Here is a 20,665-nt window from a genome sequence, read left to right as displayed (position 1 = left end):
GGCGGGCGATGAAGGTCGACGGCAAGCATTATCGCAGCATCTGGCTCGATGCCGACGGCTGGTCGGTCTGCGCGATCGATCAGCGCCGGTTGCCGCATGAATTCGTGTTGGCGAAGATCACGACCTGCGAGGAGGCGGCGGACGCGATCCGCAGCATGCTGGTGCGTGGTGCGCCGCTGATCGGCGCCACCGCCGCGTTCGGCATGGCGCTGGCGATGCGCGACGACCGCTCCGATCCGGGCATCGACCGCGCCTATGAGATGCTGATCGCGACGCGGCCGACTGCGATCAATCTCAAATGGGCGCTCGACACGATGCGCACGATGCTGGGCCGGCTGGCGCCGTCGGAGCGGCGTGACGCCGCCTATGCGCGCGCGGTCGACATCGCCGGCGAGGATGTGACGATCAACCAGGGCATCGCCAAGCACGGCCTCGCGCTGATCGAGGCGGCCGTGGCGCGTAAGACGCCGGGCGAGGTCGTGAACGTGCTCACCCATTGCAACGCCGGCTGGCTCGCGACCGTCGATTGGGGCACGGCGACGGCGCCGATCTATCTCGCGCATGATCGCGGCATTCCGATCCATGTCTGGGTCGACGAGACCCGGCCGCGCAACCAGGGCGCATCGCTCACCGCCTGGGAGCTCGGTCATCATGGGGTGGCTCATACCGTCATCCCCGACAATACCGGCGGCCATCTGATGCAGCACGGCATGGTCGATCTCGCCATCGTCGGCACCGACCGCGTCGCGGCCAATGGCGATGTCTGCAACAAGATCGGCACCTATCTGAAGGCGCTCGCGGCGCATGACAATGGCGTGCCGTTCTATGTCGCGCTGCCGTCGCCGACGATCGACTTCGCGGTCGGCGAGGGGCGGCAGATTCCGATCGAACAGCGCAGCGCCCAGGAGGTCAGCGAGATGACCGGCCGCACGGCGGACGGTCGCATCGAAACGGTGCGGATCGTTCCTCCGGGATCGCCAGTGGCGAATTACGGCTTCGACGTCACCCCGGCCCGGCTGGTGACGGGATTGATCACCGAGCGCGGCGTCCTGCAGGCCGACGGCGCGGCACTGGCGGCGGCATTTCCGGAGCGGAGCAGCGCGGCGAACTAAGTGAGCCTGAGCCCGGTCGCGGCCTCGAGCTCGGTGATCGCCTGCGATGCGCTGACTACCTTGATCGTCGTTATGCCCAGGGCCCGCGCTGGCTTGAGGTTGACGCCGAGATCGTCGAGATAGACGCAATCGGCCGGATTGACGCCGAGCGCCTCGATCATCATCTGATAGATTCGCAGATCGGGCTTGCGCAAACCGATCTTGGCCGATTCGATCACGTGGTCGAACAGCGCCATCACCTCGGCGACGTAGAAGGAGCGCCCGCTTTGGCTGCCGATCGCGTTGGCCGGCAGATTGTTGGTGATGCAGCCGGTCTTGCACTCCGACTTGATTCGGCGCAGCGCCTCGACCATCTCGGGGCGGAGATCACCGGCGAGCAGCGGCAGCACCTCGCGGCCGCTGACCGCGGCGCCGCCGAGCGCCAGCGACTCCTCGGCGAACAGCCGGTCGAACGTGTCCAGATCGATCTCGGCGCGCTCGAACTTCGCCCAGGCGTTATCGAGGTGATTGGCGGCGTTGGTGTTCCGGATGATGTCGGCGGGATAGCCGCGCTCTCTTTCGAACCGCGCAAACGCCTCGAACGGCGATGTCGTCATGACGCCACCGAAATCAAAGATCACCGCCTCGACCATGATGCTCTCATCCTCGCTCGATCTCCCGATGATCGCTATCATGGGACGCCGCGCTTGGCGATATCGCCGCCAGCGGCTATGTGTGCCGCGATGAAGCGCCTCGCCGCCACTGCTGTCGCCGCCCTGCTGGTCTCGTGCCCGGCTGCAGCCATCGTCGGCAACGCACCGGCTGTGACCGATGGCATCGGACGGTCCGTCGTCACCATCGTCGGCTCGCGCGGTAATTTCTGCAGCGGCGCCTTGATCGCGCCGAAGCTGGTGCTGACCGCGGGCCATTGCGTGCAGCCGGGCGTCGATTATCGCATCGTGGAATATGATCGTGAGCGCAAGCCGGCCCTCAAGACGGTGCGGCGCGTGGCGGTGCATCCGGGCTTCAGCATGCAATCCATTCTCGCGCATCGCGCCACGGCCGATGTCGCATTGCTGGAGTTGGCGGATCCTGCGCCCGAGCGCGTTGCGGCGGCGCTGGGCGTGCCGCAATCGCCGCTGGCGGCCGGCAACATGTTCACGGTCGCCGGCATCGGCGTCGCGATTCCGGGGGACGGCAAGAGCGGCGGCGTGGTGCGCGCCGCGCCGCTCGTCGCGACCGGCAAACCGGGCACGTTGCAGATCCGGCTCGTCGATCCGGCGACCCAGGGCACGAAGCCCGGCCTCGGCGGCTGCACCGGCGATTCCGGCGGGCCTGCATTCGAGACGCAGACGCAGGGACAGGTCCTGATCGGCGTGGTCTCATGGTCGACCGGGCCAAATCTGGGCGACGGCTGCGGCGGCATGACCGGCGTCACGCCGCTCACGCTGTATCGCGAGTGGGTGGTGCAGACCGCGCGGCAATGGGGCATGCCGCTCAGCGGAAATTGACGGCATCGCCGCAATGAGGCGGCGTGCTGCGACGGGTTGACCGTCGTCGTGATCAGGTTCAGCCTGTTGCGCGAGGAAACAACAACCGCCCAAGGACAACAATGAACGTCATCGCGCCCATCCGGGAGGCTGCCTCCTCTCACGCGACTGAACATTTCGACGTGCTGATCGTCGGCGCCGGCATATCGGGCATCGGCAGTGCCTATCAGCTTGCCAGGCAGATGCCGGAGACCCGCTTCGTCATCCTGGAGAGCCAGGACAGTTTTGGCGGCACCTGGCGCACGCATCGCTATCCCGGCATCCGCTCCGACAGCGATCTGCATACGTTCGGCTACAGCTTCAAGCCGTGGGTCGGACCGCCGATCGCGACGGCCGAAGAGATCCTCAAATATATGGGCGACGTGATCGACGAGAACGACCTCGGCCGTCACATCCGTTACGGTCATCGCATCCTGTCAGCCAGCTGGTCCAGCGCGACCAATCTCTGGACGGTTCACGCGGTGAAGGGCACGGATCAGGAGCCCGTCACCGTCACGGCGAATTTCCTCTGGATGTGCCAAGGCTACTATCGCCACTCGAAAGGCTACACGCCGGAGTGGCCCGACATGGCAAAGTTCAGGGGCCGCATCGTGCATCCGCAAAGCTGGCCGGAGGATCTCGATCTCGCGGACAAGCGCGTTGTCGTCATCGGCTCCGGCGCGACTGCAGCCACGATCCTGCCGTCGATCGCCGGCAAATGCGCGCATGTCACCATGCTGCAGCGTTCGCCGACCTACTTCCGCATCGGCCGCAACGCCATCGAGCTAGCCGAGGAGCTGCGCCGATTGCAGGTCAAGGAGGAGTGGATCCACGAGATCGTCAGGCGCAAGATCCTGTTCGAGCAGGATTGGTTCACCAAGCGCTGCCTCAGCGAGCCGGATCAGGTGAAGAAGGAGCTGATCGGGCAGATCAGCGCGATCCTCGGACCGGAATATACCGCCAAGCACTTCACGCCGACCTACCGCCCGTGGCGGCAGCGCATTGCGTTCGTGCCGGATGCCGACCTGTTCGAAGGCATCAAGAGCGGCAAGGCTTCCGTCGTGACCGACGAGATCGAGCGCTTCACCGAAGACGGAATCCAGCTGAAGTCCGGCGATGTGCTCAAGGCCGACATCATTGTCACGGCGACTGGCTTCGATCTCTGCGTGCTCGGCGACATCGCGTTCACGATCGACGGCAGGCCGCTCGACTTCGCCGACACCGTCACCTATCGCGGCATGATGTTTACGGGCGTGCCAAATCTGGCCTGGGTGTTCGGCTATTTCCGCGCCAGCTGGACATTGCGCACCGATCTGGTTGCGGACTTCGTCTGCCGACTGCTCGCGCATATGAAGGAGAAGGGCGTGCACAAGGTCACGCCGACGCTGCGCCCGGAAGACCACAACATGCCGCTGCTGCCCTGGATCGATCCGGAGAACTTCAATCCGGGCTACATGATGCGCAACATGCATCTTCTGCCCAAGCGCGGCGACAAGCCGGAATGGCAGCACAGCCAGGACTATTGGAGCGAAAAGGATCAGATCCCTGCCATCGATCTGGATGATCCGGCGTTCGTGTATGAGTGATGCGGCAATCGATGTTGTGCTCAGTTGCGCGACAAAATCCGGTGTCATCCCGGCCAAGCCCTGGCGTCGCGCAGCGATGGCTGGGGCGCAGAGCCGGGATCCATAGCCACAGGCGGATGTGTTGGGCACAGGCCAACTTTCATCCTGCCCCAAGCGAGCTCACGCGGTATGGGTCCCGGGGCGGCGCCCAGCGATGCTGCGCGTCGCCGAGCTTGCCCGGACGACAGCGGAGGATCAGCTCTCCCGCCGCGTCAGGCCGGTGGCGATCGCAGCCGCTGCAGTGCGGTTCTCGACGCCGAGCTTGGCGTAGATCTGCTCCAGATGCTTGTCGACGGTGCGGGGGCTTAGCCCAAGAATCTGCGCAATGTCGCGGTTGGTCTTGCCCTTCGACAGCCAGGACAGCACCTCCGCCTCGCGTACGGTGAGACCGAACTCGCTGGAGAACTCCTTCGGCAGCTCGCCAGACGACTCCTTGGCGAGCCGCAGCAGGAATTCGTTGGGGCCGGCGCCGCCCATATAGTACAGTCGCAGCGACGGATGGTCGGGGACCGACGCCGCCGGCTTGGTGCCGGCCTTGCCCTTCTGCGCCTGCTCCAACCATTGCCGCAATGCGTCCGGCAGCACGAGCTCCTCGGCCGTGCCAAGGCTGTCGGAGAGCAGACGCTGCGCCTGCGGGGTCGCCCACATCAACCGGCCCTCGCGGTTCACCGCGAGCAGAAAGCGGCCTGAAACGTCGAGCGCCGCACGCGCGCTCTGCGTCATCCGTGCGTTGGCGAGATGCACGCGGATCCGCGCCAGCATTTCCTCCACCGCGATCGGCTTGGTGACGTAGTCGACGCCGCCGGCCTCGAGGCCCTGCACGATATGCTCGGTGTCGGCCAGCCCGGTCATGAAGATCACGGGGACGTTGGAGAGGCCGGCCTCGCGCTTGAGCTTGCGGCAGGTCTCGAAGCCGTCGATGCCGGGCATGACGGCGTCGAGCAGAATGATGTCCGGCGTGATCTGGTCGACGATGCGCATCGCCGCCGCGCCATCGAGCGCGACCATGACGGTCATGCCGGCGCCGTCCAGCGCGTCGGTGAGCAGCCGCAGCGTCTCTGGCGAGTCGTCGACGACCAGCGCGACGTCGCGCTTCTTGCTGTCAGTGCTCATAGGCGTGCAGGGTCTTCAGAGTTGCCATGTACTGATCGAGGTCGAAGCGGTCGATCAGCGTGCGCATCTGGGCGACGAAGTCGGCATGCTCGGGATGCGCGCTGCCGATCTCGTCGAGCTTGAGCTGAATGGCCCTGATATAGCCGATCTGGCCGAGGCCCATCAGCTCCTCGACATATCTCGGCGGCGGCCGCGATCCGGTTTCCAGCCGCCAGCGCGGTTGCGCCACGGGAACGTCGCTCTGATAGCTCCAATCGAGCTTCAGCAATTGACGGATCGCCTCCAACAGCCGCGGAATGTCGATCGGCTTCATCAGATAGCTGTCATGGAACGGCTGTGCCAGCGGGCGTCCATGCGCCTCGAGCGCGCTTGCCGATGTCATGAGGATGCGCGCCTGATGATGGCCGCTGCTGCGCAAGGTCTCGGCAACGGTCCAGCCGTCCATGCCGGGCATCGAGATGTCCAGGATGAACAGGTCCGGCTGGCAGTGCTGTGCCAATGCCAGACAGGACGGCCCGTCGGGCGCGCTGAGCAGAATGAAGCCGAGCGGGGTCAGCACCTCTCGCAGCAGGTCGCGATGGACGGGATCGTCGTCGGTGATCAGGATGGTCTTGCGTGGGCCGAGATAACCCGCGACCGGCGCCTTCACAGGCGCATGCCGCGTCGGATTGGTCACCTCGGAGAGCAGGATCTTCACCTTGAACGTGCTGCCGAGACCGACCTTGCTTTCGACCTTGATGTCGCCGCCCATCACGCCGGCGAGCAGCCGGCTGATTGTCAAGCCGAGGCCGGTGCCCGTTTGCGGCTGCGCCGCACCGAGCGCGCCGCGCTCGAACGGAGCGAAGATCCGTTCCAGGTCATCGGGCTGAATGCCGGGGCCGGTATCGATCACCTCGAATTCGGCGACGGGGCTGCGGTAGTGGACGACGAACTGGACGCTGCCTTCCTGGGTGAACTTGATCGCATTCGACAGCAGGTTGATCAGGATCTGCCGAAGCCGTTTCTCGTCCGCGTAGACCACGAGCGGTAGCACGGCCGGACGCTTGAACACGAAGTCGATACCTTTCGCTGCCGCCTGCAGCCGGAACATGCCGACGAGCTGGTCGAGGAACTCGCTGAGACGCACTTCGTCGCGCGACAAATACAGCCGTCCGGCCTCGATCTTCGAAATATCGAGAATGCCGTCGATCAGTCCGGAGAGATGATCGGCGCTGCGCCGGACGACACGGACCTGGTCGCGCGGCTTCGGCGCGAGGCTCGTATCCTGCTCGAGTAGCTGCGCATAGCCGGAGATCGCGTTCAGCGGCGAGCGCAGTTCGTGGCTGAGCCCGACCACGTAGCGGCTCTTGGCGAGGTTGGCCGATTCCGCCACCTCCTTGGCGCGCTGCAGTTCGGCATCCGTGCGCTTGTGGGCTTCGATCTCCTGGATCAAGAGCTGGGTCTGGCGCCGCGTCTCGGCCTCGGCCGCGCGGCGGCTCTGCTGCGCCAGCACGAACAGCCACGTGACGACACCGATGATGATGGAGAGGGCGAAGAACACCTTCCAGAGAACGTCGGAGATGATGCCCTTGAAGCCGGGCAATGCTGCGGATGTTTCCAGATAGATCATGCCGAGCGTCAGCGCGACCAGCCCGGCAGAGGTCAGAAACACGCCGACATAATGCCCGAACTGCGAGTTGATCTTGGCCAGCACGGATTGCGGCAGCATGCCGCTGAGCGCCGCGGCGACCTGCGCCTGCGCGCGCGCATGCGGCTTGCAAAGATCGTGGCAGCGTGCGTCCAGCGAACAGCAGAGCGAGCAGATCGGGCCGGCATAGGCCGGGCAGGAGGTGGTGTCCTCTGGCTCGAAATGATGCTCACAGATGCAGCATTGGATCTGCTCGATGTTCTGCCAGCTTCGCTTCGGCTTGCGTGCCAGGTAGTATTTCCCGTCTGTCAGATAGGCGATCGCCGGGGCGGTGACGAGCGCAACGCCGAGCGCGACGAAGGTCGACAGCGCCTTTCCGGTCGGCCCGAACAGACCGTAGAAGGCGCTGATCGAGACGATGGTCGCAATGGTCATGGCGCCGACGCCGACCGGATTGATGTCGTAGAGGTGAGCGCGCTTGAACTCCATTTGCGGCGGCCGCAGTCCGAGCGGCCGGTTGATCACGAGGTCAGCCACGAGAGCGCCGACCCACGAGATCGCGATGTTGGAGTACAGGGCCAGCGTCTGCTCGAGCGCCTTGTAGACGCCGATCTCCATCAACAGCAGCGCCACGACGACGTTGAACACCAGCCACACCACGCGGCCGGGATGGCTGTGGGTCAGCCGGGAGAAGAAGTTCGACCAGGCAATCGAACCGGCATAGGCATTCGTGACGTTGATCTTGATCTGCGACAGGATCACGAAGGTGCCGGTCAAGGCGAGGGCGAGGTCCGGCTGCGCCAGCACGTAGCGGAACGCCTCGAGATACATGTGCGCCGGTTCGGCGGCGCGCTCGGCGGACACGCCGTGGCTGAGCGCAAAGAAGGCGAGGAACGACCCCGCCAGCAGTTTGAGCGCGCCGAGCACGATCCAGCCTGGGCCGGCCGACAGCAGCGCGATCCACCACGAGCGCCTGGATGTACGGCGGTCGCGCGGCAGGAAGCGCAGGAAGTCGACCTGCTCGCCGATCTGGGCCACCAGCGAAAACACCACGGCCGCGGCCGTGCCGAACAGCGCCAGATCGAGATGCCCGGCTGGATCGCCATGCTCGCCCGGAAATTGCCGCCATTCGGCGAAGGAGTGCGGGCTCGCATAGGCGATCGCCGCGAACGGCAGGATGTGCAGCACGACCCACAGCGGCTGGGTCCAGAGCTGGAACCGGCTGATCAGCGTGATGCCATAGGTGACGAGTGGAATGATGACGACCGCGCTGATCAGGTAGCCGACTGGCCGCGGGATACCGAAGCACATCTCCAGCGCAGACGCCAGGATCACCGCCTCGATCGCGAAGAAGATGAAGGTGAACGACGCATAGATCAGCGACGTCACGGTCGAGCCGATATAGCCGAAGCCGGCGCCGCGGGTCAGCAGGTCGATGTCGATGCCGCATTTCGCGGCGTGATAGGCGATCGGGAGACCGCAGCAGAAGATGATGACGCTGGCGACGAGGATCGCCGCGGTGGCGTTGGTCACGCCATAGTTCAGCGTGATGGTGCCTCCGATCGCCTCCAGCGCCAGGAACGAGATCGCGCCCAGCGCGGTGTTGGCGACGCGGGCCGCGGACCAGCGCCGCGCGCTCTTGGCGGTGAAACGAAGTGCGTAGTCCTCCAACGTCTGGTTGGCGACCCACTGGTTGTATTGGCGCCTGACGCGGTCGATCCGCTGCCGCCCTGCCACTCTCGAACTCCTGACCGCGAAGCGGTTGTCCCGCACGCTCTGTCCCACCCCTCGCAAGATCTGCGTAGAGCCTACGTCGCGCTTTTGCGGTGCAGTATACGCAATCTTGCGTATCCGTGCAGTGCAGGAAGCGCGCCATCCTTCGTCCGACCCAAAGCGTGTCCTCGAACCAATGAATGGGGTGCTCATGTCAGACGAAACTGAAAAAGGCCTGAAGTCGCCGCTTCGGCGCCAATTGCTGATGGGAATGGCGGCTCTCCCGGCGCTTACCATGTTGCCGCGGCCGTCTTTTGGTGCCGGCCCCGCAACCTCTGCTGTCAACACGACCGGACTTGCAGTCACTGATAGTGAGGTGACGGTGGGCATTCTGCATTCGGTCACCGGCACCATGGCGATCTCGGAGACCGGCTCGGTGCAGGCCGAGAAGCTCGCGATCGAGCAGATCAACGCCGCCGGCGGCGTGCTTGGCCGCAAGATCAAGTATATCCAGGAAGACGGCGCGTCCGACTGGCCGACCTTCGCCGAGAAGGCCAAGAAGCTCCTGGTCAACGACAAGTGCGCCGCGGTGATGGGCTGCTGGACCTCGGCTTCGCGCAAGGCGGTGCTGCCGGTGTTCGAGCAGTACAACGGCATGCTGTATTATCCGACCTTCTATGAAGGCCTCGAGCAGTCCAAGAACGTCATCTACACCGGCCAGGAAGCCACCCAGCAGATCATCGCCGGCCTCGACTGGGTCAACAAGACCAAGGGCGCCAAGACCTTCTATCTGCTCGGCTCCGATTACATCTGGCCGCGCACGTCGAACAAGATCGCGCGCAAGCACATCGAGGGCCATCTGCAGGGCGCCAAGGTCGTGGGCGAGGAATATTTCCCGCTCGGCCACACCCAGTTCAATTCGGTGATCAACAAGATCAAGCTGACCAAGCCGGACGTGATCTACGCGATCATCGTCGGCGGTTCGAACGTTGCCTTCTACAAGCAGCTCAAGGCGGCTGGCATCGACATGTCGAAGCAGACCTTGCTCACCATCTCGGTGACCGAGGACGAGATCGACGGCATCGGCGGTGAGAACATTGCGGGCGCCTATGCCTGCATGAAGTACTTCCAGTCGCTCGACAACGCCAACAACAAGGCATTCGTCTCGGCGTTCAAGAAGATGTGGGGCGAGAAGACCGTCATCGGCGACGTCACCCAGGCGGCCTATCTCGGTCCGTGGCTGTGGAAGTTGACGGTGGAGAAGGCCGGCAGCTTCGATGTCGACAAGGTCGCCGCGGCCTCGCCGGGCATCGAGTTCAAGGGCGCGCCGGAAGGTTATGTGCGGATCCACGAGAACCACCATCTCTGGTCCAAGACCCGCGTCGGCCGCGCCAAGGCGGACGGTCAGTATGAGCTGATCTACGAAACCGCCGACCTAGTCGAGCCCGATCCGTTCCCGAAGGGCTATCAGTAAGCGCACAACGCGCGCTTCTTGGTTTGTCGGCGAAGCAATGCTGTAGCCGCACGAAAAGTGCGCTCCCTCCCCCACAAGGGGGGGAGGGAACGACCTCATCTGCGGTGGCCAATCCGCAAACCAGTGCGCATCCAAAGACAGCACGTACTGAACGAGCATCACGCATCACGAGAGGACGGATCATGTTCGGTGACTATTCCATCGGCGACCTCGGGGCCATCTTCGCGATGCAGGGCTTCGCGGGCCTCATCCTGTTTTCCGTCTATGTGCTGATGGCGCTGGGGCTTGCTATCATCTTCGGCCAGATGGGCGTCATCAACATGGCGCATGGCGAGTTCATGATCCTCGGCGCCTACGTCACCTGGATGACGTCGAACGCCTTCCAGAGTTTTCTGCCCTCGCTGTTTCCCGGCTACTTCTTCGTCGCGATGGCGCTGGCCTTCATTGCCTCCGGATCCCTGGGGATGCTGGTCGAATGGGCGATGATACGACGGCTCTACAAGCGGCCGCTCGATACGCTGCTCGCGACCTGGGGCCTCAGCCTGATACTGCAGCAGGCCTATCGCTCGGTGTTCGGTGCCCGCGAGGTCGGCGTCGAACTGCCGGAGTGGATGATGGGCTCCTGGCAGGCCACCGATGCGATCCAGATCCCGATCAACGGCATGTTCGTGATGTGCCTGACCATCCTGATCACGATTGTCGTGGCCTATGTTCTGTTCCTGTCGCGCTGGGGTCGCCAGGTCCGCGCCGTGGTGCAGAACCGCGTGATGGCCGGCGCCGTCGGCATCAACACCGAGAAGGTCGACCGCTACACCTTCGGCCTCGGCTGCGGCATTGCCGGCGTCGCCGGCTCCGCCTTCACGATGATCGGCTCGACCGGTCCGACCGCCGGCCAGCTCTATATCGTCGACACCTTCCTGGTGGTCGTGTTCGGCGGCGCTGCCAGTCTGCTCGGCACCATCGCGTCGGCCTTCACCATCTCCCAGGCGCAGTCGACCATGGAGTTCTTCATGTCCGGATCGATGGCCAAGGTGCTCACGCTGCTGGCGATCGTCGCCATCCTGATGATGCGGCCGCAGGGCCTGTTCGCCCTCAAGGTCCGCAAGTGAGCCAGCTCCGACAGTCCAACAAGAAAGCACGGCCATGATCATCAACTCGCGCTTTTTCAACCGATCAGAACTCATCGGCTTCGTCTCGCTGCTGCTGCTGCTCGTCGTCATCCTTCCCTTGGCGCTGGATGTGTTCCGCCTGAACCTGGTCGCGAAATATCTGACCTATGCCTTCGTCGCGATCGGCCTGGTGCTGTGCTGGGGCTATGGCGGCATCCTCAGCTTGGGTCAGGGCGTGTTCTTCGGCCTCGGCGGCTACTGCATGGCGATGTTCCTGAAGCTGGAAGCCTCCAGCGTCGCCAACACCAAGATCCAGTCGACGCCGGGCATCCCCGACTTCATGGATTGGAATCAGCTGACCCAGCTGCCGTTCTTCTGGAAGCCGTTCCAGAGTTTTCCATTCGCGCTTGCGGCGATCATCCTGGTGCCGGCGATCTTCGCCTTCATCATCGGGGCAGCGATGTTCAAGCGGCGGGTCGGCGGCGTGTACTTCGCGATCATCACTCAGGCCATCGCGGCGATCATGACGATCCTGATTGTCGGCCAGCAGGGCTATACCGGCGGCATCAACGGCATTACCGACCTCCGCACCTTGCACGGCTGGGACATCCGTACCGACCACGCCAAGTACATTCTCTATTTCGTCGAGGTGTTCTTTCTGTTCGCTGCCATCCTGGTGGCGCAGTTCATCCGCCTGACCAAGCTCGGCCGCATTCTGGTGGCGATGCGTGAACAGGAGGATCGCGTGCGCTTCTCCGGCTATAGCGTCGCCAACTTCAAGATCTTCGCCTTCTGCGCGGCGGCGATCTTCGCCGCGGTCGGTGGCGCGCTGTTCACTCTCGAGGTCGGCTTCATGTCGCCGTCCTTCGTGGGCATCGTGCCTTCGATCGAGATGGTGATCTACACCGCGGTCGGCGGCCGTCTGTCGATCTTCGGTGCGGTCTATGGCGCGCTGCTGGTCAACTTCGCCAAGACCAGCCTGTCGGAGACCTTCCCGCAGCTCTGGCTGTTCGGTCTCGGCGCGCTCTTCATCGCCGTCGTCCTCGCTTTCCCGAACGGTCTCGCCGGCATCTGGGGCGATTATGTGCAGCCGCGCATCGACCGGCTGCTGGCGTCGCGCAGCAAGAAATCCGGCAATGGCGGCCTCGTCGCCAATGGCGCTCCCGCAGAGTGAGGACACAGCGATGCTCATCGGTCATCAGCCCAAGGACTTCCTGCTTGCGGTCGAGGCGCTTACCGTCTCCTTCGACGGCTTCAAGGCGGTCAACGATCTCTCCTTTTATGTCGAGGAGAACGAGATCCGCGTCATCATCGGTCCGAACGGCGCCGGCAAGACCACGGTGCTCGACCTGATCTGCGGCAAGACCAAAGCGACCTCCGGCTCGATCCAGTTTCGCGGCAAGGAGCTGACGAAGCTGCGCGAGAATGAGATCGTCAAGGCCGGCGTCGGCCGCAAGTTCCAGACGCCCTCGGTGTTCGAGGATCTCAGCGTGTTCGAGAATCTCGAGATCTCGTTCCCGCGCGGCCGCACCGTGTTCGGCTCGCTGACCTTCCAGCGCGATGCTGTTGTCAAGGATCGTGTCGAGGAGGTCGCCGAGATGATCTTCCTCAAGGATCGCCTCAAGACCTCGGCCGCCGAGCTCAGTCACGGCCAGAAGCAGTGGCTCGAGATCGGCATGCTGCTGATCCAGAACCCGGACCTCTTGATGCTCGACGAACCGGTGGCCGGCATGAGCGTCAGCGAGCGCGCCAAGACCGCCGAGCTGCTCAATCGCATCATCAAGGACCGCTCGGTGCTCGTCATCGAGCACGACATGAAGTTCGTCGAGGACATCGCGCACAAGGTCACCGTGCTGCACCAGGGGCAGATCCTCTCGGAGGGCACGATGGAGCGGGTCAAGAACGATCCCAAGGTCGTCGAAGTCTATCTCGGGCATTGAGCCGATGATCGCAATCCTGTTCGCCCCCAACGACGCTGCGTTCCCCTCCCCTTGTGGGGAGGGGTTAGGGGAGGGGGCCCACGGCGGCAGTCTCGCTTGGGGCCACCCCCCTCCCCAGCCCTCCCCCACAAGGGGGGAGGGAGCAGACTGTCGATGACGCTTCAGCTTCTTCCGATTTCATCACTGTGCAGGAGCCATTGATGCTCGCAATCTCCGATCTCCATGTCGCCTACGGCCAGAGCGAGGTGCTGCATGGCCTCAACGTCAAGGTCGCGCCCAACGAGATCGTCGCGATCATGGGGCGCAACGGCATGGGCAAGACCACGCTGATGAAGTCGCTGATGGGCATCCTGCCCTCCAAGAGCGGCTCCATCGATATGAACGGCACTGAGTTGTCCGGCCTGAAGAGCTATGAGCGCGTCGCCAAGGGCCTCGCTTACGTGCCGCAGGGCCGCATGATCTTCTCGACCATGACGGTCAAGGAGAACATCGAGACCGGCCTCGTCGTCTCCGGCGAGTCCGAGGTGCCCGGTGACATCTATGAGCTGTTTCCGGTGCTGCTGGAGATGAAGGGCCGCCGCGGCGGCAACCTCTCCGGCGGCCAACAGCAGCAGCTCGCGATCGCGCGCGCGCTCGCCACCAAGCCGAAGGTGCTGCTGCTCGACGAGCCGACCGAGGGTATCCAGCCGTCGATCATCAAGGAGATGGCGCGCACCCTGAAGCGCATTCGCGACGAAAAGGGGCTGTCGATCGTCGTCTCCGAGCAGGTGCTGAGCTTCGCGCTCGACATCGCCGACCGCGTGCTGGTGATCGAGAACGGCGAGATCGTCCGTGACGATCCGCGCGATCAGGTCGATGCCGCGCAGGTCTCGAAATATCTGTCCGTCTAACCACTCCGTCCAAGCAGGTAAAAGGGGAGCTTCTGATGCCAGACACATTGATCAAGGTCGATCTCACCAAGTCGGCCTACGAGAACGACAAGGTGCACAACCGCTGGCACCCGGACATTCCGATGGTCGAGTGGGTCAATCCCGGTGATGACTTCATCATCGAGACCTATGACTGGACCGGCGGCTTCATCAAGAACAACGACTCCGCCGATGACGTGCGCGACATCGACCTGTCGATCGTGCACTTCCTCTCGGGTCCGATCGGCGTCAAGGGCGCCGAGCCCGGCGACCTCCTGGTCGTCGACCTGCTCGATGTCGGTCCTCTGAAGGAGAGCCTGTGGGGCTTCAACGGCTTCTTCTCCAAGCAGAATGGCGGCGGCTTCCTGACCGATCACTTCCCGCTGGCCCAGAAGTCGATCTGGGACATCAAGGGCCTTTACACCTCGTCGCGCCATGTGCCGGGCGTCAACTTCGCCGGCCTGATTCATCCGGGCCTGATCGGCTGTCTGCCCGATCCGAAGCTGCTCGCGACCTGGAACGAGCGCGAGACCGCGCTGATTGCGACCAACCCGACCCGCGTGCCGGGCCTCGCCAATCCGCCATTCGCGCCGACGGCCCATGCCGGCCAGGCCAAGGGCGACGTCAAGGCCAAGATCGGCGCCGAGGGCGCGCGCACTGTGCCGCCGCGCGAGCATGGCGGCAATTGCGACATCAAGGACCTGTCGCGCGGCTCGAAGATCTACTTCCCGGTCTACGTGCCCGGCGGCGGCCTCTCGATGGGCGACCTGCATTTCAGCCAGGGCGACGGCGAGATCACCTTCTGCGGCGCCATCGAGATGGCGGGCTGGCTGCACATCAAGGTCGACGTCATCAAGGACGGTGTGGCCAAATACGGCATCAAGAATCCGATCTTCAAGCCGTCGCCGATCACGCCGAACTATCGCGACTACCTGATCTTCGAGGGCATCTCGGTCGACGAGGCCGGCAAGCAGCATTATCTCGACGTCCACATCGCCTACCGGCAGGCCTGTCTCAACGCCATCGAGTACCTCAAGAAGTTCGGCTACTCCGGCGCCCAGGCCTATTCGATCCTCGGCACCGCGCCGGTGCAGGGTCACATCTCCGGCGTCGTCGACGTGCCCAATGCCTGCGCGACGCTCTGGCTGCCGACCGAGATCTTCGACTTCGACGTGATGCCGTCGGCGGCCGGGCCGATCAAGCACATCAAGGGCGATATCCAGATGCCGATCTCGCCGGACAAGTAATTCTTCTCCCTGCGCGATGGGTGCGGGACGGCAGCGGATTTGCCGCCCCGCATCCGCCGCGCGGGACTTGGAGACGATCGTTGCGCAGGAGACGAGACAATGCCGGTTTACGAATATCTCTGTGATGCATGCGGGCCGTTCACCGACATGCGACCGATGTCCGAATGTGATGATCCGCAGGTCTGCCCGCAATGTGCAGACATGGCGCCGCGCGTGATCCTCACCGCGCCCGCCTTCGCCTGCATGCCGGCGGAGCGGCGCACGGCGCATGCCACCAACGAACGCAGCCGCCACGCGCCGCAGACGCTCGCAGAATACAAGGCGAAGCACGGGCCGGGCTGCGGCTGCTGCTCGCCGAAGAAGTCGCCGCGGCTGATGACCAAATCCAAGAGCGGCGCCAAGGGCTTTCCCTCGGCGCGGCCATGGATGATCAGCCACTGAGTGAAAGCCATGGGCGGCGCGATGCGCCGTCCCTCAGCGTGACGCGGGCACGCGGCGCGGTCCCGGTGCGGGCTGGCCGCCGAACTTGGCGCTCATCGCATTCGCGCCGTCGCTGATGTCGACCAGCGTCTTGCGGCTGTCGTCGATCACCTTGGCGGATTTGCGCTTGAAGCTGTCGACGAGCTCGCGCATCGACTTGATCTGGTCGAACAGCTGGCCGGGATTGCCGTCCGCGAAGCCGGGAATGGTGCCGTCGATCCTGGTCACCAGAGTGTCGAAGCCCTTGAAGATGTCCTCGGCCTTGTCGATCGCGGCGTCGATTGCTGCCGTCTTCTCCTGCAGCGCGGCGGTTTCGGACTGGAAGCTCTGCAGCGCCTCCTTGATCGCCGGGGCGTTGCTGACGACGTATTTATCGATGTTGTGCACCGTCTCGACCATCGTCTCCTGGTCCTTGAGATCGGCTGTCAGCACCGGCACGCCGTCGTGATCGAGCGGCACCGGCGGCGCCGTCGGCGCGCCGCCGACCAGCGAGATTGCGGCGATGCCGGTGAGTCCCTGGAACTCGATGCCGGCCGTGGTGTCCTTGCGAATCGGCGCGGATTTGTCGAGCGTGATCATGGCGACGATCCGGCGCGGACTCTCGAGATTGATCGAGAGGATCTGTCCGGCCTGCACGCCGTCGAAATTGACCGGGCCGCCCTTGCGCAGGCCGGCCGCCGAGCCGCCGTCAAACACCACCCGCATTACGCTGCGCTGCTGGGCGATGCGCGACTTCTGCTTGATCAGCACGCCGCTGATGCCAGCCGCCACCGCCGCGATCGTCAGGGTTCCAACAATGAGATTGATCGCGCGCATTTGTGTCCGCCGCTGCCTCGGCCGATTTTAGCCGTTAGGTCCCCCGGTTGAAAGCTCAGCGCGCGAGGCCCGGCCGGGACGGGGCGGCAAGGCCGGCCAGCAGCACCGCCAGGATGCCGGTGAGGAAGATGCCGTCGAAGGTTCCGGCACCGCCGATCGAGGCCACGGGGGCGCCGAGGCTGCCGATCTTGTCCAGGTTCATCAGGTCGGCACCGACCAGCGTGCCCATCGAGCCGCCGATATAGGCCAGCGGCGCAGCGTATTCGCGCGACAGCAGGAAGGCGAGGATCGCGGTCACGACGATTGGCGCGAACACCGGCACCGCGATGCCGACGCCGCGCACCGGCGTTGCCATGGCATGGATGATCACCGCGATCACCAGCACGGCGATGACGGCGCGCAGCCACAGCTGGTAGCGCAGCACGAGATAGGTCGACATGATGGTCGGGATCACGGCGCCACCGACATTGACCGCGAGCAGGGTGCCAGGCCATTGATGCACCAGCGGCACGACATATTGCATGCCGAAGAAGTCGATGATTTCGCCGGAACGGGCGACCTGTCCGGGCAGCATTGTGATCGGGATGTTGAAATAGCTGCCGACCAGCGATCCCAACAGCAGCAGCATCGCGGTGCCCGAGCTGACGCCGAGCTTCATATAGGCGTAGCGCAGGATGCCGAGCTGGATCAGGACGATCAGCACGCCGAAGGCCAGCACCAGGATCGCGAAGAAGGCCGGCGTGATCGGCAGGTATTGGATCTGGGAATGCATGTCGGAAGCGCTTGGAATGTGAGCCTTGCTGACTCCGTGAGATCATCTCACGGAGCGGGCGGGCTGACAAATGCTCATCCGGCGCCTGGTTCCCGCCGGTGGCCACGCCGTGCCCGTTCATCGCTCGGCGATCAGCGTGGCGTACAGCACGTAGCGCTCCGGCCCCTGTGTCAGCGCATCAAAGGGCCAGCAGGTCGAGAGCACAAGCTCGGGACTGTCGGTCGTCGGATCGATGCCGGAGGCATCGAAGCGGACGATGCTGAACGCGTCAGCGCGGTAACGAAAAGCCTTGCCGTCGCGCCTGACGACCTCGATCTCGTCGCCGATCCTGACGTCGCGCAGGAAGCGGAAATGCGTGTCGCGATGCGCGGAAAAGACCGCGATGCCGGGCTCGCCCGGCTCCGCTGTGCCCCCGACATGGCCGGCGCCGAAGGCCAGCGCCTGGCCGCTGGAGCCGGCCAGCGCGATGGTGGAGACGCGGAGCCGCTTCACGTCGATACGCGCCACCGGGACGGTGTCGGCCCATGACCATGGCTTGACGGGATGGCCGGTGGCGATGGTCTCGCTGAAGGCGCGGTCGAGCAGCACCTGCGCGACGATGGCCTTGGCATGGATAAGAGCGCCGTGGCCGAACAAGGCGGCGCCGACCAAGGCGATCGCGAGCGGGATGATGAAGCGGGGCATTGTCTCTCCTCCCGTCATTGCAGGGAGCGAAGCGACGGAGCAATCCAGAGTCGCGCACTCGGCCCTGGATTGCGTCGCTTCGCTCGCAATGACGGTGCGCCTTAGTTGGCAGCCCGCCGCCGGATGGCGGCGAGCCAGATCAGTTCGAGCATCAGCACGCCCAGGCCCAGCAGCATGCTCAGCTCCGCATGGGTCGCCGTCTTCGGCAGGGTGATCGTGGCCGGCGCTGCCGGCACGACCGGCCACTTCAGCGCGGCGAGCTGGACGTCGCCGTCCGCTTCGGCACGGCGCTCCTTCGGCATGGCCGGCATCCGGTTGCGCTCGCCGAACACCTTCTCGAAGTCCCAGCCGGCCGGTAGGTTGATCGGCAGCTCCGCCACTTTGAGCGGCTCGCCGTCGGCCCGCCGCGGCGTCTTGTCGACGGCGACGAGGCTGGTCAGGCGCGTCACCAGCTGGTGCTCCATCGCAAGCTTCAGAATGGCGCCGTCGGCCTCTTCCGGCGTCATCTGCCGCATCGTCTTCGCCACCTCGGCATCGCCGATCTTGCGCCGCGCCCACAGTTTCGACAGGCCCTTGCCTTCGGCCGCGCCCGCAAGCGGCAGTGTGATGGTCCAGGGCTGGTCGCCGATGCGGCCCTTGAGCTGCAGCGATCCGGCGAGCCGGTCGATCCTGGCTGCGAGCACCAGCGGCTCGTTGCCATAGACGTCGGGCAGCACGGCCGGCGTGAGGTCGGCCGAGGCTTCCGAGAACGTCGCGCTCAGCCCGGTCACGACCGGATTCTCCAGCTTGGCGAAGAGATCTCGCATGCGCTCCTCGACCTGCTCGACGGCGCCGATATGGGTGAAGGCGCCGCGGCCGAGCTCGGCGGCGCGGCTCATCAGATAGGTGTTCGGCGCCGAGCCGATGCCGACCATGAAGATGCGCGAGCGGCCGCGCATCGCGGTGATGGTCTCGAACAGCTGCTGCTCGTTGCCGATGGCGCCGTCGGTCAGGAACACCACTTGGCGCACACGGTCGCTGTCGCTGCCGTCGTCGGTCAGCGCCGCGCGCATCGCCGGCACCATCTCGGTGCCGCCGCGCGCGTCCAGCGCGCTCACGAAGCTGGTCGCGCTGCCGACATGTTCGGCGTCGGCCGGCACCGAGGATGGAAACAGCACCGTCATCGTGTCGTCGAAGCGGATCACGTTGAAGCGGTCATTGGGCTGCAGACGTCCCAGCGCATAGAGCAGGCTCGCCTTGGCCTGGCGGATCGAGGTGCCGCCCATCGAGCCGGAATTGTCGATCACGAAGATCACGTCGCGCGGCTGCGGGCGCTGCGCTGCCGCCGCCACCGCGGGCGGGGTGACGAAAGCGAGCAGATAGTCGGCATCGCCGACCTGCTCGTGAAACAGGCCGACCGACGGCATGGCGACAGACGCCGGTTTCCAGGTCAGCTCGAAATCACGGTCGGCCGGCACCACGCCCTTGGCCAGGGTCACGACCCGCGTCTTCGCATCGGGGCTGTCGATGGTCACCTGGTGATGATGGCTCTTGACCTCGCCGAGCGCGAAGCCCGCCTGCAGCCGCACCGTGATCTTGGTCGGATTGACCGGGTCGGTGTTGGCGGGGTCGAGCACCTCCGGCGAGATGCGGTCGCGGTCCGGCACTGGATCATTGCTTGCGGCGCCCCAGCCATTGCTGCCCGGGCGCAGGTCGACGCTTTGCACGATCGGCGCGGGATTGTAGCGCGGCGCGACGACCAACGGCACCCGCAGCGAGAACGCGCCATCCGCCTGCGCCACCGGCTGCTGATATTCGATCTGCACCAGCACGGTCTCGCCGGGGCCGATATTGGCGAGCGAGTTGGTGAAGATGTTCGGCCGCTCCTGCTCGGTCAGCGCAGCGGTTTTGCCCTCGCGCTTGGCCTGCTCGTAGATCACCTTGGCCTGCTCGCGCGGCTTGATGTCGCCGACCACGACGCGGTCGCCGACGATCATCTTCAGCGTATCGACCGCGCTGTCCGGCGGCAGCGGATAGACATAGACCGCCTCCATCCATTGCGAGCTCGTGTTCCTGAACAGCTGCGTCACGCGCGCCCGCGCCGTCGGGCCGGAGACGACGATGTCGACATCGATTCCGAGCCGCAGCGCCTCGGCATAGCCCGCGTCGGACTTGAACAGCAGCGCGCCGGAGCGCGCGTCGCGCGGCTTGGTCAGCGGAGCCGGCGAGCCTTCGGCCGACCAGCCTGGCGTGATGCTGAGAAACAGCGCCGTGAAGCCGACCAGCAGCACCGCGGCGGCCTGCAGCAACAGGAACAGCAGCATGGTCACGATCCACGACCGGATCGGATGGGCACTGCGGCGGATGTCGTCGTCGATCGTCTCACTCATCGGTGGCTCCGCAACGAACAGGATAGGGCACGCCGAGATTGAGCGCGGTGCCCCGTCGCCGCGAGCGGAATGGTCGGTCTTGTTCGGCCCTCGTCCGCCCGGCATTGTCCGGTGCCGGCCAAGCGCGCGGCTGATCTGTGCGGGTTTGTGCTGATTTGTCCGTCTGCT

At 64.8% G+C, this 20,665-nt stretch carries 17 protein-coding genes; 10 read left to right on the top strand and 7 right to left on the bottom strand.

All coding sequences use genetic code 11. The features are described from left to right. The first annotated feature begins 8 nt into the window (after nt 1-8). Nucleotides 9-1,112, top strand: a complete 1,104-nt coding sequence (gene mtnA, locus ACVIJ6_RS08440; protein ID WP_456772324.1) for an S-methyl-5-thioribose-1-phosphate isomerase — start codon at nt 9-11, stop codon at nt 1,110-1,112. On the opposite strand, the gene ACVIJ6_RS08435 is transcribed toward mtnA, so the two are convergent. Next, nucleotides 1,109-1,747 carry an HAD-IA family hydrolase gene (locus ACVIJ6_RS08435; RefSeq protein WP_456776934.1) on the bottom strand — a complete coding sequence of 213 codons (639 nt, stop codon included), beginning with the start codon at nt 1,745-1,747 and terminating at the stop codon, nt 1,109-1,111. The two genes, mtnA and ACVIJ6_RS08435, sit on opposite strands and share 4 nt — an antisense overlap. An 87-nt stretch (nt 1,748-1,834) precedes the next feature. Here ACVIJ6_RS08435 and ACVIJ6_RS08430 point away from each other — a divergent pair, with 87 nt between their 5' ends. After that, nucleotides 1,835-2,602, top strand: coding sequence for a S1 family peptidase (locus tag ACVIJ6_RS08430; RefSeq protein WP_456772323.1), 768 nt, complete (start codon nt 1,835-1,837; stop codon nt 2,600-2,602). Between the two features lie 101 nt (nt 2,603-2,703). After that, nucleotides 2,704-4,206, top strand: coding sequence for a flavin-containing monooxygenase (locus ACVIJ6_RS08425; RefSeq protein WP_456772322.1), 1,503 nt, complete (start codon nt 2,704-2,706; stop codon nt 4,204-4,206). A gap of 234 nt (nt 4,207-4,440) precedes the next feature. Here ACVIJ6_RS08425 and ACVIJ6_RS08420 read toward each other — a convergent pair whose 3' ends face one another. After that, nucleotides 4,441-5,358 (bottom strand): response regulator, encoded by a 918-nt coding sequence (locus tag ACVIJ6_RS08420; RefSeq protein ID WP_456772321.1) that lies wholly within the window; start codon nt 5,356-5,358, stop codon nt 4,441-4,443. Continuing rightward, on the bottom strand, nt 5,348-8,722 hold the full coding sequence (locus ACVIJ6_RS08415; protein ID WP_456772320.1) for a hybrid sensor histidine kinase/response regulator: 3,375 nt from the start codon (nt 8,720-8,722) through the stop codon (nt 5,348-5,350). Before ACVIJ6_RS08415 ends, ACVIJ6_RS08420 begins: the two co-directional genes overlap by 11 nt. Before the next feature lie 187 nt (nt 8,723-8,909). Between ACVIJ6_RS08415 and urtA the strand changes: the two genes are divergently transcribed. The 7 genes from urtA (at nt 8,910) to ACVIJ6_RS08380 (ending at nt 15,817) form a co-directional block, all read left to right on the top strand. Further along, entirely contained in the window at nt 8,910-10,172 is a 1,263-nt protein-coding gene (urtA, locus tag ACVIJ6_RS08410) for an urea ABC transporter substrate-binding protein (RefSeq protein WP_041751202.1), read from the top strand. Between the two features lie 182 nt (nt 10,173-10,354). Beyond that, a complete protein-coding gene (gene urtB, locus ACVIJ6_RS08405; RefSeq protein ID WP_456772319.1) occupies nt 10,355-11,281 on the top strand; it encodes an urea ABC transporter permease subunit UrtB in 927 nt (308 codons plus the stop codon). A gap of 34 nt (nt 11,282-11,315) precedes the next feature. After that, nucleotides 11,316-12,455, top strand: coding sequence for an urea ABC transporter permease subunit UrtC (gene urtC, locus ACVIJ6_RS08400; protein ID WP_456772318.1), 1,140 nt, complete (start codon nt 11,316-11,318; stop codon nt 12,453-12,455). Between the two features lie 10 nt (nt 12,456-12,465). Next, complete coding sequence (urtD, locus tag ACVIJ6_RS08395; RefSeq protein WP_315759547.1) at nt 12,466-13,221, top strand: urea ABC transporter ATP-binding protein UrtD; 756 nt, start codon at nt 12,466-12,468, stop codon at nt 13,219-13,221. Between the two features lie 200 nt (nt 13,222-13,421). Further along, entirely contained in the window at nt 13,422-14,111 is a 690-nt protein-coding gene (gene urtE / locus ACVIJ6_RS08390; protein WP_012040978.1) for an urea ABC transporter ATP-binding subunit UrtE, read from the top strand. A 35-nt stretch (nt 14,112-14,146) separates the two neighbouring features. After that, nucleotides 14,147-15,376, top strand: a complete 1,230-nt coding sequence (gene fmdA / locus ACVIJ6_RS08385) for a formamidase (RefSeq protein WP_009031409.1) — start codon at nt 14,147-14,149, stop codon at nt 15,374-15,376. A gap of 99 nt (nt 15,377-15,475) precedes the next feature. Next, nucleotides 15,476-15,817 (top strand): FmdB family zinc ribbon protein, encoded by a 342-nt coding sequence (locus ACVIJ6_RS08380; RefSeq protein ID WP_456772317.1) that lies wholly within the window; start codon nt 15,476-15,478, stop codon nt 15,815-15,817. A 33-nt stretch (nt 15,818-15,850) separates the two neighbouring features. Here the strand turns inward: ACVIJ6_RS08380 and ACVIJ6_RS08375 are convergent, their stop codons facing one another. The 4 genes from ACVIJ6_RS08375 to ACVIJ6_RS08360 all read right to left on the bottom strand — a co-directional run bounded on the left by ACVIJ6_RS08375 (nt 15,851) and on the right by ACVIJ6_RS08360 (nt 20,497). Continuing rightward, on the bottom strand, nt 15,851-16,672 hold the full coding sequence (locus tag ACVIJ6_RS08375) for an MlaD family protein (protein WP_456772316.1): 822 nt from the start codon (nt 16,670-16,672) through the stop codon (nt 15,851-15,853). A 55-nt stretch (nt 16,673-16,727) separates the two neighbouring features. Then, on the bottom strand, nt 16,728-17,444 hold the full coding sequence (locus tag ACVIJ6_RS08370) for a DUF1614 domain-containing protein (RefSeq protein ID WP_456772315.1): 717 nt from the start codon (nt 17,442-17,444) through the stop codon (nt 16,728-16,730). Between the two features lie 117 nt (nt 17,445-17,561). Further along, nucleotides 17,562-18,128, bottom strand: coding sequence for a class GN sortase (locus ACVIJ6_RS08365; RefSeq protein ID WP_456772314.1), 567 nt, complete (start codon nt 18,126-18,128; stop codon nt 17,562-17,564). A gap of 101 nt (nt 18,129-18,229) precedes the next feature. After that, nucleotides 18,230-20,497 (bottom strand): marine proteobacterial sortase target protein, encoded by a 2,268-nt coding sequence (locus ACVIJ6_RS08360; RefSeq protein WP_456772313.1) that lies wholly within the window; start codon nt 20,495-20,497, stop codon nt 18,230-18,232. Nucleotides 20,498-20,665 lie beyond the last annotated feature (168 nt).

Source organism: Bradyrhizobium sp. USDA 4369 (assembly GCF_054056435.1).
Note: the sequence above shows the minus strand (reverse complement) of the source record. Positions and strands in the feature narration are given on the sequence as shown.